We start from the raw sequence: 13,056 nt of genomic DNA on the forward strand, positions 1-13,056 counted from the left end.
CGCTCCTCAACCGGCATATGTCATTTTCCATTCACATTTCCTTCACTGAACTTCAGAAAGCCAAACCGTCCCATACGGCTGGATATATCGACAAAGCTCCTCAAACACCACCATGCCATCGGCAACGTCCATGCACATCGGATGGGCAAGGACCGTCGCGGTTCCTCCTCGCTCGCATATACTCCGTATACTTGCCTTCACCCGATCGGCCCATTCCGTAATAGGCATTCGGTGGGTAAGACGCTCCGGCTTGGTTTTCCCATGTTGATATTTCCCATGTAACACATGTTCGTGATCCGGAAGAACATTCATCGGAACCGAACGATAGCCGGGACGCACCCATTCTGGGGATATTTTCAAATCGGAAACCTCATCGGACACCACATGGATTCCACATGATTCTAACAAGTGATCCGTATCAGCGGTTCGTATATAACTATGGTTTCGCCAGGTCTGAATTCGTTGGCCCGTCACCTGTTGAATGCTGGCAATAGTCCTCTGAATATCACGAAGTTGGTGCGCAGTGGTTCCCCATGGCGTTCCATACACTTTCTTGAATATTCGAGATAACGGATCTCGAAAAGCCGCAAAGTTATGGCCACCAATTTCACAATGCCGCAGACCCGATAGAATTTTCACCGTGTCCGGTTCTTCCTGACAGGCTTTTCCGGTAAAAAACAGCGTGACTTTCACTCCGTATTTCCCGGCAATATCACAATATTTCGCGGCTAATGCGACTTCTGTTTGAGAGGAAAATGGCGTATCGGTTCCACGATACGAGCGTTGGTGGACGTCCCCTGTCAGACAAACCATGTTTAAAAATCCTTTGGGCTTAACCCGCTAAGTCGCTGGCATCCTCCACACCCGTTCAAAACCTCTTTCCGACAACGGGGGAATGTGATTGTATCAATTGCCGATACACCAACTCCGTTTGAGTCAGCATGTGATCCATGGAAAATCGTTCGTGAATAACCTGTCGCCCGATCTTCCCCATTCGGATCGCAGCAATGGGATCAGAGAGAAGACTGGCAATTTTCTCGGCTAAGATCTCGGGGTCTCGTGGAGGGACCAACAGTCCGCTCAGGCCATCCTGCACCACTTCGGGCACTCCTCCCACCGCAGAAGCGACCACAGGACGTTCCATGGCTAAGGCTTGAGTGAGAGATTGAGGAATACCTTCTTCAAAGGAAGGAATGACCACCACATCAAGTATCGCCAGCAGAGCCGGCACATCCTGCCGAAACCCGATGAGATGCACACAGTGCTCCAAGCCAAGCTCTCGAATGCGACCCAACAGTGCCGGCTGTTCTCCGCCATCTCCGATGATGATGCACTCGACGCTAGGAAAATGTTTCTTGAGCCATCCGACCGCCTCGATCAAAATCATCATGCCCTTTTCCGGACGAAGAAAGGTGACCGCTCCGATCAGGGGCCCCTGACTTCCAAGGCCTAGACTCTTTCGTAATGACGCATCGGGTGATTGGGGATGAAACCGCTCCAAATCAACTCCCGTGGGGATCGAAATGACCCGGGAAGGGCTCAGCCGGTTTCTTGTCATCAATTCCTGTCTGACTACTTCACCGGTGGTTGTAACGACATGCGGCAATTTCCCATAGAGGAGCCGATGCCGCCACGTCCGTGACACGGGAGTGCTTTTATGGCGGGTCCGGACAATGATGGGGCGTCGGGACGAGATCCGTCCGGCAATTGCAGCCGTCCAACTATCAAGCGACCCGTGGGTATTCACCACATCAATCTCATAGTGTTTCAACATTCGCAAGTAGCAAGGGACCAATGTGATCCACCCTCGCTTGCCTGCAGTGGTTGTCTGGACCTGGAGCCCTCGTTGTTCGGCCAGGGCGGCCAACTGACTCCCATGCGGAGCAGCCACGAACACCGTATGGCCACGCTTCTCCATGCCTTGCGCTTCCTCCAACACCCGATATTCCTGCCCTCCCATCCCTGAAGAAGATTCCGTGTGAAGAATGCGCATGGGTCTCTGATGAGGAGAGAGAGTTGGGCTTACCTTCGGCTTAACCATTGGAGAATCAACGGGATCACAGAGAAGGTCCCTAGTATCAACTTTTTTGCATTTCCCACAACTTGGCGTATTTCACAAAGGTGTAATAGGCATACAATATGGATAAAATCAGCCCAGGCTTTCGGTCCAACATCCCCCCCCGAAACACATACATTTTCAAAAAAGTAAAGAGGGGACGAAGCACCAACTGATGGGGGCGGAAGGTCCGGCCTTCACGATGCATGTCCTCGGCTCGCAAGCTGGAATACCGATCCATTTTTCGAAAGTAGTGATCGATATCCCGAAAGGGAATTTGCTCCAGACTGGCCTGAAGATATCCAAGTTTTCCCTTCAGCTCAAATCCTTCATGAACTAACTCCTCTCGATACTGCATATGTCCCTTATGAAAAAACTGGGGTTGCCGGTAATCAGGGTACCATCCACAATGTTTGATCCACCGCCCAAGGAAAAGATTTTTTCTTGGAATTTTATAGGCCTGTGCAGAAGGTCCCTCCAGAAGCAACCGTTCGATTTCTTCCTGCACCGCTGGCGTCACCCGTTCATCCGTATCCAGACTGAAAACCCAATCATGCGTGGCATGAGTGAGGGCCTGATTCCGAAGAACGCCAAACCCCTGAAAGGGATAGTGAAAAATTTTGGAGGTAAATTCCCGACAAATATCAGTCGTTCCATCCGTGCTATGAGAATCGATCACCACTAGTTCATCCACCCAATGAAGACTTTCTAAACATCTCCGCATATTCGGTGCATCATTATAGGCAATTACCACAGCGGAAACTTTTTCTCTCGTGCGTGGGTCCGTCATAGGACTTTTCACTTCAGTTTTCTCAAGCATTTAGGATTTCATAGGGGAATGGGCATCCGACACTACGCGATCGTCATTTCGATAAGAAAATCCCCCGACAATTACTTTGACCTCACGAAGGAGATACTCGATAGAGATTGTTTCCATGCATTCCAGATAGTTGGGGTTTTTGCACGTTCGTGCTCCACAGGGGCTACAAGGCAATTCCGTACGCACGATAACATGTTTCTCCAGGGGATAGGGACCGGTGACTTTGGGATGTGTAGGACCAAAGATCGCGAGCACGGGAATCCCCACTCCCGCTGCCAAATGAATGAGCGCCGAATCGTTTCCAATGAGCAGGTGCATTCTTCGCAAGAGTGCGGGTAATTGGGAAAGAGACACTCGTCCTACCAGATTGATCAGTCCCTGTGGCACAAGACGGTCAAATCCCCTGGCAGCCGGGATTTCTGAAGGCCCGCCTAAAAGCACAACACGAACATTGGGCCACTGAATCAATTCCATAGCCAGATCCACAAAACGTTTACACGGCCAGGACTTCATGACAGACCGTGTCCAAGGTGCCAGAGCAATCAAATGTTCATGGTCCAGGACGTGGGCATGCTGAAGCATCGTTTCGATTGTGAGACGATCGGTAGATGATTGAGGCAGATGGAACACTGGAGTAAATGAATCCCCGCCCAGGAATGTGCTGATTGCTAAGTTCCGATTCACGGCATGGATTTCCAGCAACCGCCAGGAGGAAGGCTTCGCCTCCGGTAGGGGCACCTGGTGTGTATAAAACCATGTCGCCCCTTCCCTGGCTCGCGCAAAACCCACACGGGTTCGGGCCCCGGTCATGAGGCCAAATATTCCTGAACGGAACAGTCCTTGAAAATCCACAATCAGATCAAACTGTCCTTTCCAGAGTGTCCGAATGATTTTTGGCCAATTTCGCCAAGAAACATTCACGGACAAGATGTCATCAATATCAGGGTTCCCTTCCAAAATCGGCGCCCAGATCTCTTTGACCATCCAGGTCAGCCTGGCATACGGGAATCGCTGACGCAAAGCAGCCACGGCTGGAAGAGCATGAACAATATCACCTAAGGAGCTTAATTTGATGACCAGTATGCGCTGAGGAGTGATGTCCATCATGACTCGCGAGAAACCTCTAACCCATCGATAACATACGATATCCCAACAACGCGAATGAATGGATTAGCCCAAATCCCGATTGTTTCATCGGTATTGCCTGATTCGGTTGCCTCGGCTCATCATCTGCTGTTCAATCCAGTCCACGGCATGAACAAAACTGTCGGCAATATAGTCAAGCTGTACCTGTCCCGCGTCTCTCGCCCTCACCACATCCGCACTATAGGTGCTGGTCATGACCAGGACACCAGGTACCGAGGCTGTTTGGGCCGCCTCTAAATCACTCCGCTTGTCCCCTACCAGATAACACTGGGATACATCGAGAGCAAATCGATTGACCGCTTGATTAATTAATCCCGCTTTAGGCTTTCGACATTCACACCCGTCTTGAGGATGATGGGGGCAGAAAAAAATACCGTCAATCCAGGCTCCATAGGGTCGAATCATCTCAGCCAACCTCTCATGGATCGCCTCCAAACCTTCGATGGTCATCATCCCCCGACCAATGGCCGACTGATTGGTGACCAGAAGCACCATAGCTCCTAGTTGGTTTAATCTGGCGATAGCTTCCGGGACTCCAGGAAACAACACTAATTGTTCCGGGGTAGTGACATACCCCGTATCATGGTTCAAGGTGCCATCCCGATCCAGAAACACGGCCGTACTCCGTGCCGTGAACATATTACTCATCCAACATGCCCTCTGATCCGATCTTCGTTCAGGGAGTCTGAGGACATCCTGATTTGAGACAGCGCGACCTCCACAACCTGCTTAACAGACACCTGGGTCATGCAACGATGATCGATCGGGCAGGCGCGCAATAAACAAGGTGCACAGCGGACCGACGCCGTCACCACCCCCCGGGATTGTCCATGAGGGCTGGTGGTCAAGGGATCGGTTGAACCAAACACTGCAGCGACCGGCACCCCCAGAGCCTGAGCCACATGCATAGGTCCCGTGTCATTGGTCACCAGGACGGAGCAGCGTGTCAGAATTCCCATTAATTCTTGAATCGTCGTCCTTCCTGACAAGACGATCGGCTCATACTGCATTCGCCTGGCAATATCCTGTCCAAGCTCTTCTTCTCCCTTGCCTCCAATCAGGACACAGCGGACCAACGGAGAATCAGGATATTCTTTTGTCAGACGCTCAACCAGCCGATCACCAACCTCCGCAAAACGTTCCGGCATCCATCGTTTGGCCGATCCATACACCGAACCGGGATTGATCCCAATGACAAGACTGCCTGATGGAAGAAAGACCTCAGGAAACTGTCCAGCACAGGCATTTTTCACCTCAGGAGAGAGAAAAAGTTGAGGGGTGCAGCCTTTCCCAGAAGAGTGGGTGATGGCCTTCACGATCTCCTGATAATACTCCGTATGATGTAGATGATTCCGATCTGGCCTGGGCACAACCTCGGACAGAAGCCAACCTCGCCCATCCGTCGCGTACCCGATGCGGGATGGAATCCCGGCCACCCAGGCAATGAAAGCGGCTTCAAAGGCATTTTGGAATAATACCGCACATTCAAATTGCTTGCTCTTCACAAGTTGAATGAGCTCCCAGAGCCCGAGGAGGCCCTTGTGTTCTCCTTGATGAACATACATTATCACTTCATCCACACCCGGATGCCCTGCCAACAATTCTCCGATGATCGGTCTGGCCAATACCGTCACCTTGGCATGCGGGTCATGATTCCGTAAATCCATGAGAGCCGGAAGGCACATCACGGCATCTCCGATCCAGTTGGGAACACGGACGAGAATGTTCATCGAAAAACGATAGCCCCTCCATCATGAACTGATCTGCTAGATGCAAGTTGACCAACCACCACTGAGTCCTATGGACAAATCGCATGGAGTTGCTCACGTAACTGGTCTTCGCCTTGAGTCATCCGCACTCGTACATCAAGCGCCCAAAACACATCATCGCGTGTCAGATGCTCTTTAATTTTCAGAGCATCTTTTTCCGTTGTGATCGCGAGATCAAGCCCTGAACGTCGCATCTTCAGACAAATGGCTTCAACATCTTTTTCCGAATAGGCAAAATGATCGGGGTACCGAACCTCCTCACTCACCGTCAACCCACAGGAAACGATACTCGATCGAAAGGAGCATGGATTGCCTATTCCGCTAAAGAGCAAGCAGGATCTGTCCTTGAAGGCCTTGGCCTGTTGGGTTTCACCTGTCGCAATATGCGTGAACATTCCAGGTTCGGTTTCCAGACGCAAGGGGACAATAGATTTTCCCACGCTTTGTTCGATTCGATTCTGAAGTGCTTCCACCGATACCTTTCGTTCCGTTCGACTGAAGACAATGGTGGTAGCCCATTTTGCTGCGGACAGCGGTTCACGCATGCGGCCGGCCGGCAGGACTCCGTTTAAACCCTCCACATCGGTCGCATCGAATAAGACCACGTCCAGGTCTCGAAACAAAGAAAGATGCTGGAAGCCATCATCAAGAAGAAAGCAATCGCATGAGGCCTGCTCCAACACCCACTGCCCCAGTTGATAACGATCGGTTCCCACTGCCACAATCGCCCATGGACACTTCTGAGCCATCAACATGGCTTCATCCCCTACCGATCGCCAGTCACCCTTCAGCGACACGCCATCGGAGACCAGTCTGTTTACTGTTGGGCATTGCCTTCCATACCCACGGCTCAGAATTGCCACCCGCTTCCCTTTCTCATGGAGTCGGGCGGCCAACCACATCACAAGGGGAGTCTTACCGGTTCCCCCCACGGTCATATTCCCCACACTGATCACCGGTTTTGGTAATCGATGTTGAGGAAGCCAGCCACGTTGATACGCCATCCTCCGCAGGCGGCCAACTGCACCATAGGGAACAGCACACCACCGGAGGACCCATGGGCTACGACGGTGCAACCAATGCCAGAGCCCTTCAGGACTCACAGCAAACGAAGGAAACGTCGCGTTCACAAAGAACACACGGCGTAGATCATATTTCCCCCCCTCATTTCAACCTTTCACGGAACGGAAACTTATCGGAGCACTTTTTGAGACGTGCACGAAGAAATCCCATTTGTCGACGAAGAGAGAGAGGCCGAATTTTTCCTGTTCAACAATTGGTCAATCCATTGAAGATTCCTGGCGATCACCCCCCGATGGGTCCGGACCATTTCCAACGCCCTTTGGCCAATGGCCTCGGCCTCTGAAGGATCCTGGATCAGACGAATCAATTGCGATGCTAAATCCTCTTGGTTCTGTATCTGTATTCCTCCCCCTACTTCAAGAAGCCGCCCGGCAATGTCCCGGCAATGATCGACATGGGGACCGAACAGGACGGGGCGACCCCATTGGGCAGGCTCCAACAAATTATGTCCGCCAACGGGAACCAGTGTCCCCCCCACAAACGTGACACAGGCCTCCCGATAGACAAAAGCCAATTCCCCCCTGGTATCTAACACAATGACGCGAGGACCACGGGAAACAACCCGCTCTCCGATATTTTGTCCCAACCGACTGCGACGGACACAGGAAAGTCCATACTGCCGAATAACCTGTTCAAGCTTAGCCACACGTTCGATATGTCGTGGAGCCATTACCAGCACCGCCTGGGGGTGTTGCACAACCACCTTCTGATACGCCCCCAATAAACACTCTTCTTCCTGAGGGTGCGTACTCCCGGCCACAATCAGCATCTCAGCAGCATGACACGTGAAGAGTGATCTGAAAGAGATATGGGCATCGGCAGACTGGCCTTTCTCAAGCCCTTGATCGAACTTCATATTCCCGGTGACACGAATGACATTCGGGTTGACCCCCAAGTAGCCGATCCGCTCAGCATCGTGTTCCGACTGCATCAAGGCAAGATCCAGACAGGTCAACACCTCGTTCATCATGCTTTTAATCCAGCGATACCTGGCAAAAGATCGTGAAGAGATTCTCCCGTTGACGAGACAAATTGGCACCTGATGCCGTTGAAGACGGATCAACAGATTCGGCCAGAATTCTGATTCGACCAAAATAAAGAGCCGAGGCTGGAGGATGCGGATATACCGGTCAATCGCCCACAAATAATCGACGGGAGCATAACAATGAACAGCCACACCTTCCAAACGCTTGATCACGACTTCCCGGCCGGTCTCTGTCACAGTCGATACGACCAACGGCCATTGAGGATACTGCTGTTTCATCGCCTGGAGCAGAGGAACAATGGTCGCCACTTCTCCCAAGGAGACCGCATGGATCCAAATGACGGGTTTCTGAAGATTCCGCAATTCGAGAGGAACCGCACCAAGCCGGCACCATAGACCGCGTTGACTGCGTTTTTTTGTCAGCAGGAGTCCGATAATAATGGGAAAGGCCAGCACCAGCAGCACATTATACATCACATAATACATGAGTTGGTCACTCGTCGAATGTCTGTTTTTTCTCGATCATGTCGGGGGAGGACATCCTGCGGAGAAACGATTTGACCGGGTCGGAATCTTGAACAGCCAATTCGGCCTGACCGGTGAGTCTATTTAACGACCCTTCCAGTTCCAACCCTGGACCGGAGAGCTGCTCGTTGGAAAGATTCTCGCTGACCCAGATGGGTGGGCCCCACACAAACAACCCTACCCCACCGGGATAGGGAATCTGGAAGCGATCCCAACTCGTAAAGACTTTTTTTTTGAGCAGGCAAAGGTCAGAGGGATAATTGGCAACCCCGTCGCTTTGGCCAGATAAATTACTCCCGGTTGTACGGTGCAGGCTGGTCCCTTCGGGCCATCGGGTGTCACCACCAGGTCCCCGCCATTTCGCCCGGCTTTCAACAATTCCCTGGTGGCCCGAATTCCCCCGCGGGTGCTCGATCCGCGAATGGACTGAAATCCAAAATAACCCATGATGCGCGCAATAATTTCTCCATCCCGATGTTGGCTTATCAGGATTGAGGCCTGCTGCCCTCGGTAGGCTAACGGCATCATCAACTGTCGGCCATGCCAAAAGGCAATTATGATATGTCGGCCCTGGCGATACAACTCGTCAACAGCTTCCCCTCCCACGGTAGATATGCGCATCGTCAGTCCCAAGAGGCGAATGATTCGCGCTGCCAAAGGAGGCGCGACCGACAGTTTCATCCAATTCAACATAGGAACGGCGTCATTCGATTTAGGAGATCGTTGGCAACGGTTCGGGTTGGGTGAATAAAAATTGCGTTTGATACAGTCGAGTATAGAGGCCTCCTTGCTGAAGCAAGGCCGAATGGGTACCAATCTCTTCAATTCTTCCACGATTCATGACCACAATACGATCGGCATGTTGAACTGTGGACAATCGATGGGCAATGATCAAGGTCGTTCTGGCTTTCACCAGATTGACCAGCGCTTTCTGGACCAGCTTTTCCGATTCCGAATCCAGAGCGGATGTCGCCTCGTCAAGTATCAGAATCGGGGGATCCCGCAAAATCGCCCTGGCAATAGCGAGTCGTTGGCGTTGTCCACCCGATAATCGCAGTCCATTCTCCCCAACCAGCGTGTCCAGTCCCTGGGGGAGTCGCTCAATAAACTCCCAGGCAAAAGCGGCGCGAGCCGCATCAATAACCGACTCCTCACTCGCATCCAGACAGCCATAGGCGATATTATTTCTGATCGTATCATCGAATAACACAGTTTCTTGAGACACGATGCCAATCTGCCGTCTCAGAGAGGATCGATCCACCAGGCGAATATCCTGACCATCGATTTTCACGGTTCCTTCCGTCGGACGATAAAACCGTGGCACCAAACTCACGAGAGTGGTTTTTCCACTTCCACTGGCCCCGACGAACGCCACCACCTCCCCCACCTTGATGGTGAAATTGATCTCGTGCAAGGCGGGCTCTTCAGAACCCTCATAGCTAAAATTGACACCGGAAAACTCCAAATCTTTCGCTATGGGTGGAAGAGATTTTTTCCCTTCGTCTTTCGCTATCTCGCTTTCCAAGTCGAGAACATGAAACACTCGCTGAGCTCCCGCAAGCGCACGTTGAACCGACTCATTGGCTCCGGACATTTTTCTGAGGGGGGCATACGCCATGAACATGGCAGCCAGGAATGAAAAGAACTCCCCCGGCTTCATCTCTCCGGCAATCACCAATCCTCCCCCATACCATATAATAAAGGCCACACCGCAGACCCCGATGACTTCAAGAAGAGGAGAGGCCATCGCTGAAGTTTGGGACGACTTCACTTTTGCTGTTCGAAATGCTTGATTTGTCAAAGAAAATCGTTGAGCTTCCTTCTCTTCCTGACCATAAGCCTTCACAATCTTGATGCCGGAAAAGGCTTCTTTTAATACCGAAGCCATTTTTCCAATCGACTCTTGGCCACGTTTTGAAAGTTTACGAATCCGCCGGCCAACCCGGACCAACACCAATGAGGAGAAAGGTAAGACAACCAACACAATAGTCGCGAGTTTCCAATTTTGATAGAACACCACCGACAGCATCGCCACAAACGTCAGCCCCTGTTGAAAGATATCCTTCAACACACTGGGAATGGCATTCGCCATTTCGTTGACATCGCTAATCACCCTGGCCATCAACCGTCCTGACGCATTCGCATCGTGAAAACGAATAGGCAGCCGCACAATATGAATAAACAATTGTTGGCGAATATCGGACACAAGCCAGTGCCCCACATAGCTCATGAGATACCCTTGTCCATAGGCAAATGACGCTTTCAAAATCGCGACCCCCAGGACAGCCAACGGAAGGATGACCAACATCTCTTGATTGCGCTCAATGAAAATTCCATCCAGAACCGGTTGGACAAGCCAGGCATAGACCGCTGATAATCCTGCCACCCCGGCAGAACAGACAAACGCACCAATCAAGCGCAGGCGGTACTCCTTCAGATAAGACAAGATTCGCCATAAGGTCTTCATACGATCGCCTCAGCAAGGATAAATGCGGCAGCCCGTTTTGAGGCACCCGCCTCCCCCAGGGAATTCCGAATAGCCTGGAAAGCCTGTGTCATGTCGTTTTGACGGCGTGCGTCTTGTAAAATTTTTAAGGCTTCATGTGCAATACGGTCGGGAGTCATACGATCCTGAATCAGCTCTGGAACAATTTCTTGACCGGCTAAAATATTCACTAAACTAATATAGGGAATTTTAACCAGCCATTTGCCAATATGATAGGTCAAGGGTGATGCCCGGTAGACCACGACCATCGGCGTTCCAATCAATGCCGATTGCAACGTCGCCGTCCCGGATGTCACCAACAGAAGATTTGAGGCCGCCATCACCTCATTGGACCGGCCTTTGACCACCTTCACCTGTTGTCCGACATGTCCAAGAATTTCATTCACCACAGAATCGGACAGTGAATGCGCTTGGGCAAGAAGGATCTGAATGCGAGGGTATTGACTCCGAATCTGTTCAACCGAACGCAGAAAGACCGGCAACACCTCCCGGACTTCCCGGACACGACTCCCAGGCAGCAGACCGATTACCAGATCTTCTCTCTCTAACCCTAGTTGTTGACGTTCATGAACAATATCGTATGCAGGCTTTAGTTCGTCCAATAATGGATGCCCGACATACGTGCAGGGGATGCCGGCTTTTTGGAAATAGGCCTCTTCGAATGGAAGAATCGCTAATACATGGCTGATTACTTTTCGAATAACTTTTAATCGACGGCTTCCCCATGCCCACACCTGAGGTGCAATATAATAGATGATTTTGTGTGACCTCTTTGCAATAGCCTTGGCCAAACGAAGATTCAACCCTGGACTATCAATAAGGATAATGACATCAAACCGTTCATGTTTAAGATAACAAGCAAGCGTTCGTAACGTCTTCCATCCCTGTAGGAGCTGCCGGATACCCGGGACGCCCATGGCATCGACCCGTTTGACACCGGGAAGAAGCGAGACACCGGCTTCCAACATCCGACTTCCACCCACACCGATTAACTCAACAGCGGGATTCAGTTCCCGAAGTGCCAGGGCTAAGTGCGCTCCATGAATATCGCCGGACGTTTCACCGGTCACTAAGAAAATTTTTGGCATCGGGACTCTAACAGATCACTCAGGGCGGAAAATTCCCACGGACACCGATTATCGTGGCGAGTGCCCGGCATGTTGTTGAATGAGCGAGACAACTTGAGTCGCGACTCTCAGGGCTTCCACCCCTTCTTCCCCTGAGACACCTCGGGCGGACGGATTTCCCAGAATCGATTGAATAAAGCAGTCCAATTCACGAGTCAGGGCATCGCCTTCATCCCCCTTGATATGTTGCGTTTCAACTTCAAACGTTCCACCCTCCAAACTTCTCCTGGTGTTCATGACAGCCTCTTTTCCTCCAAAATCAACGGAGAGATAGCGATCACGTTGATACACTCTGATCTTTCGAAGTCGTCCTGTCGAGATACGGCTTGCAGTCAAATTGGCCAAGCACCCGCTTTCAAACAGAATTCGCACATTGGCAATATCCGGCAGATCCGTAAAAACCGGCATTCCTCTCGCTTCGACCTGCATAATGGGCCCCAACCCCAACGATAACAAGAGGTCTAAATCATGAATCATGAGATCTCGTACTACATCGACATCTGTCCCTCTAGGCTGAAAAGGACTTAGACGGTGACATTCAATAAAGCCGGGCTGACTCACCAGAGGACGCATCACTTCTACAATCGGATTAAACCGTTCAATATGCCCAACCTGCAATATCCTCTCGCGGACTTTGGCCAGCTCGACCAACTGCTCACCTTCCCACACATGGCTGGCAATCGGCTTTTCAACGAGCACATGGCACCCGCGTTGCAGACAGTTCGTGACCACAACACCATGCACCGAGGTTGGAACCGCCACACTCACCGCATCGACCAAAGACAGGAGCTCGTCCACATCCTGGAAATATCGTACGCCACATTCATCCGCAACCATATGCCCGCGTAAAGTATCGGTATCAGAGACCCCTACTAATGTCACAGAAGGCAGAGTTCCATAAATGCGAGCATGGTGTCGGCCCAAATGACCAACACCAATTACCCCAACTCGTATTGATTGTGTCATGTAGGGATAGATGGTCGCTGAATAGGAGAACAATGACAGCGGTTCGTGTTACACCACCCGAAACACCACGAGT

Annotated in this window: 13 protein-coding genes; 1 reads left to right on the plus strand and 12 read right to left on the minus strand. The window is 51.3% G+C overall.

What is annotated here, in order from left to right:
- Positions 1 to 42: 42 nt before the first annotated feature.
- The 8 genes from ACWHYD_RS11630 to ACWHYD_RS11665 form a co-directional block, all read right to left on the minus strand.
- Complete coding sequence (locus tag ACWHYD_RS11630; RefSeq protein ID WP_447962203.1) at positions 43 to 813, minus strand: polysaccharide deacetylase family protein; 771 nt, start codon at positions 811 to 813, stop codon at positions 43 to 45.
- Positions 814 to 868: 55 nt separating this feature from the next.
- Positions 869 to 1,993, minus strand: a complete 1,125-nt coding sequence (locus ACWHYD_RS11635; RefSeq protein WP_447962204.1) for a glycosyltransferase family 4 protein — start codon at positions 1,991 to 1,993, stop codon at positions 869 to 871.
- An 85-nt stretch (positions 1,994 to 2,078) separates the two neighbouring features.
- The gene (locus ACWHYD_RS11640) at positions 2,079 to 2,876 is read right to left on the minus strand and encodes a glycosyltransferase family 2 protein (RefSeq protein WP_447962205.1); all 798 of its coding nucleotides are present in this window, start codon (positions 2,874 to 2,876) and stop codon (positions 2,079 to 2,081) included.
- The gene (locus tag ACWHYD_RS11645; protein ID WP_447962206.1) at positions 2,877 to 3,983 is read right to left on the minus strand and encodes a glycosyltransferase family 9 protein; all 1,107 of its coding nucleotides are present in this window, start codon (positions 3,981 to 3,983) and stop codon (positions 2,877 to 2,879) included.
- A gap of 84 nt (positions 3,984 to 4,067) precedes the next feature.
- Positions 4,068 to 4,670 carry a D-glycero-alpha-D-manno-heptose-1,7-bisphosphate 7-phosphatase gene (locus ACWHYD_RS11650; RefSeq protein ID WP_447962207.1) on the minus strand — a complete coding sequence of 201 codons (603 nt, stop codon included), beginning with the start codon at positions 4,668 to 4,670 and terminating at the stop codon, positions 4,068 to 4,070.
- Positions 4,667 to 5,752 (minus strand): lipopolysaccharide heptosyltransferase II, encoded by a 1,086-nt coding sequence (gene waaF / locus ACWHYD_RS11655; RefSeq protein WP_447962208.1) that lies wholly within the window; start codon positions 5,750 to 5,752, stop codon positions 4,667 to 4,669. The genes ACWHYD_RS11650 and waaF overlap by 4 nt, the downstream gene beginning before the upstream one ends.
- Positions 5,753 to 5,820: 68 nt before the next feature.
- Positions 5,821 to 6,930, minus strand: a complete 1,110-nt coding sequence (lpxK, locus tag ACWHYD_RS11660; protein WP_447962209.1) for a tetraacyldisaccharide 4'-kinase — start codon at positions 6,928 to 6,930, stop codon at positions 5,821 to 5,823.
- A gap of 53 nt (positions 6,931 to 6,983) precedes the next feature.
- Positions 6,984 to 8,345 (minus strand): 3-deoxy-D-manno-octulosonic acid transferase, encoded by a 1,362-nt coding sequence (locus ACWHYD_RS11665; RefSeq protein ID WP_447962210.1) that lies wholly within the window; start codon positions 8,343 to 8,345, stop codon positions 6,984 to 6,986.
- On the opposite strand from ACWHYD_RS11665, the gene ACWHYD_RS11670 reads away from it, so the two are divergent.
- Positions 8,344 to 8,472: a hypothetical protein gene (locus tag ACWHYD_RS11670; protein ID WP_447962211.1), complete on the plus strand. Its 129-nt coding sequence runs from the start codon at positions 8,344 to 8,346 to the stop codon at positions 8,470 to 8,472. The two genes, ACWHYD_RS11665 and ACWHYD_RS11670, sit on opposite strands and share 2 nt — an antisense overlap.
- 89 nt (positions 8,473 to 8,561) lie before the next feature.
- On the opposite strand, the gene ACWHYD_RS11675 is transcribed toward ACWHYD_RS11670, so the two are convergent.
- The 4 genes from ACWHYD_RS11675 to ACWHYD_RS11690 are packed head-to-tail and all read right to left on the minus strand — an operon-like array spanning position 8,562 to position 12,983.
- Entirely contained in the window at positions 8,562 to 9,077 is a 516-nt protein-coding gene (locus ACWHYD_RS11675; RefSeq protein WP_447962212.1) for a lysophospholipid acyltransferase family protein, read from the minus strand.
- Positions 9,078 to 9,096: 19 nt separating this feature from the next.
- The gene (gene msbA / locus ACWHYD_RS11680; RefSeq protein ID WP_447962213.1) at positions 9,097 to 10,851 is read right to left on the minus strand and encodes a lipid A export permease/ATP-binding protein MsbA; all 1,755 of its coding nucleotides are present in this window, start codon (positions 10,849 to 10,851) and stop codon (positions 9,097 to 9,099) included.
- Complete coding sequence (lpxB, locus tag ACWHYD_RS11685; protein WP_447962214.1) at positions 10,848 to 11,978, minus strand: lipid-A-disaccharide synthase; 1,131 nt, start codon at positions 11,976 to 11,978, stop codon at positions 10,848 to 10,850. Before lpxB ends, msbA begins: the two co-directional genes overlap by 4 nt.
- A 48-nt stretch (positions 11,979 to 12,026) precedes the next feature.
- Positions 12,027 to 12,983, minus strand: coding sequence for a Gfo/Idh/MocA family protein (locus tag ACWHYD_RS11690; RefSeq protein WP_447962215.1), 957 nt, complete (start codon positions 12,981 to 12,983; stop codon positions 12,027 to 12,029).
- Positions 12,984 to 13,056 lie beyond the last annotated feature (73 nt).

This window comes from Nitrospira sp. Ecomares 2.1, assembly GCF_965152585.1.

What these genes read in the sequence shown, in the direction of transcription:
- ACWHYD_RS11630 (WP_447962203.1), bottom strand. Translation starts at nt 813, where the DNA reads ATGGTTTGTCTGACAGGGGACGTCCACCAACGCTCGTATCGTGGAACC.
- ACWHYD_RS11635 (WP_447962204.1), bottom strand. Translation starts at nt 1,993, where the DNA reads ATGCGCATTCTTCACACGGAATCTTCTTCAGGGATGGGAGGGCAGGAA.
- ACWHYD_RS11640 (WP_447962205.1), bottom strand. Translation starts at nt 2,876, where the DNA reads ATGCTTGAGAAAACTGAAGTGAAAAGTCCTATGACGGACCCACGCACG.
- ACWHYD_RS11645 (WP_447962206.1), bottom strand. Translation starts at nt 3,983, where the DNA reads ATGATGGACATCACTCCTCAGCGCATACTGGTCATCAAATTAAGCTCC.
- ACWHYD_RS11650 (WP_447962207.1), bottom strand. Translation starts at nt 4,670, where the DNA reads ATGAGTAATATGTTCACGGCACGGAGTACGGCCGTGTTTCTGGATCGG.
- waaF (WP_447962208.1), bottom strand. Translation starts at nt 5,752, where the DNA reads ATGAACATTCTCGTCCGTGTTCCCAACTGGATCGGAGATGCCGTGATG.
- ACWHYD_RS11670 (WP_447962211.1), top strand. Translation starts at nt 8,344, where the DNA reads ATGAGTTGGTCACTCGTCGAATGTCTGTTTTTTCTCGATCATGTCGGG.
- ACWHYD_RS11665 (WP_447962210.1), bottom strand. Translation starts at nt 8,345, where the DNA reads ATGTATTATGTGATGTATAATGTGCTGCTGGTGCTGGCCTTTCCCATT.
- ACWHYD_RS11675 (WP_447962212.1), bottom strand. Translation starts at nt 9,077, where the DNA reads ATGTTGAATTGGATGAAACTGTCGGTCGCGCCTCCTTTGGCAGCGCGA.
- msbA (WP_447962213.1), bottom strand. Translation starts at nt 10,851, where the DNA reads ATGAAGACCTTATGGCGAATCTTGTCTTATCTGAAGGAGTACCGCCTG.
- lpxB (WP_447962214.1), bottom strand. Translation starts at nt 11,978, where the DNA reads ATGCCAAAAATTTTCTTAGTGACCGGTGAAACGTCCGGCGATATTCAT.
- ACWHYD_RS11690 (WP_447962215.1), bottom strand. Translation starts at nt 12,983, where the DNA reads ATGACACAATCAATACGAGTTGGGGTAATTGGTGTTGGTCATTTGGGC.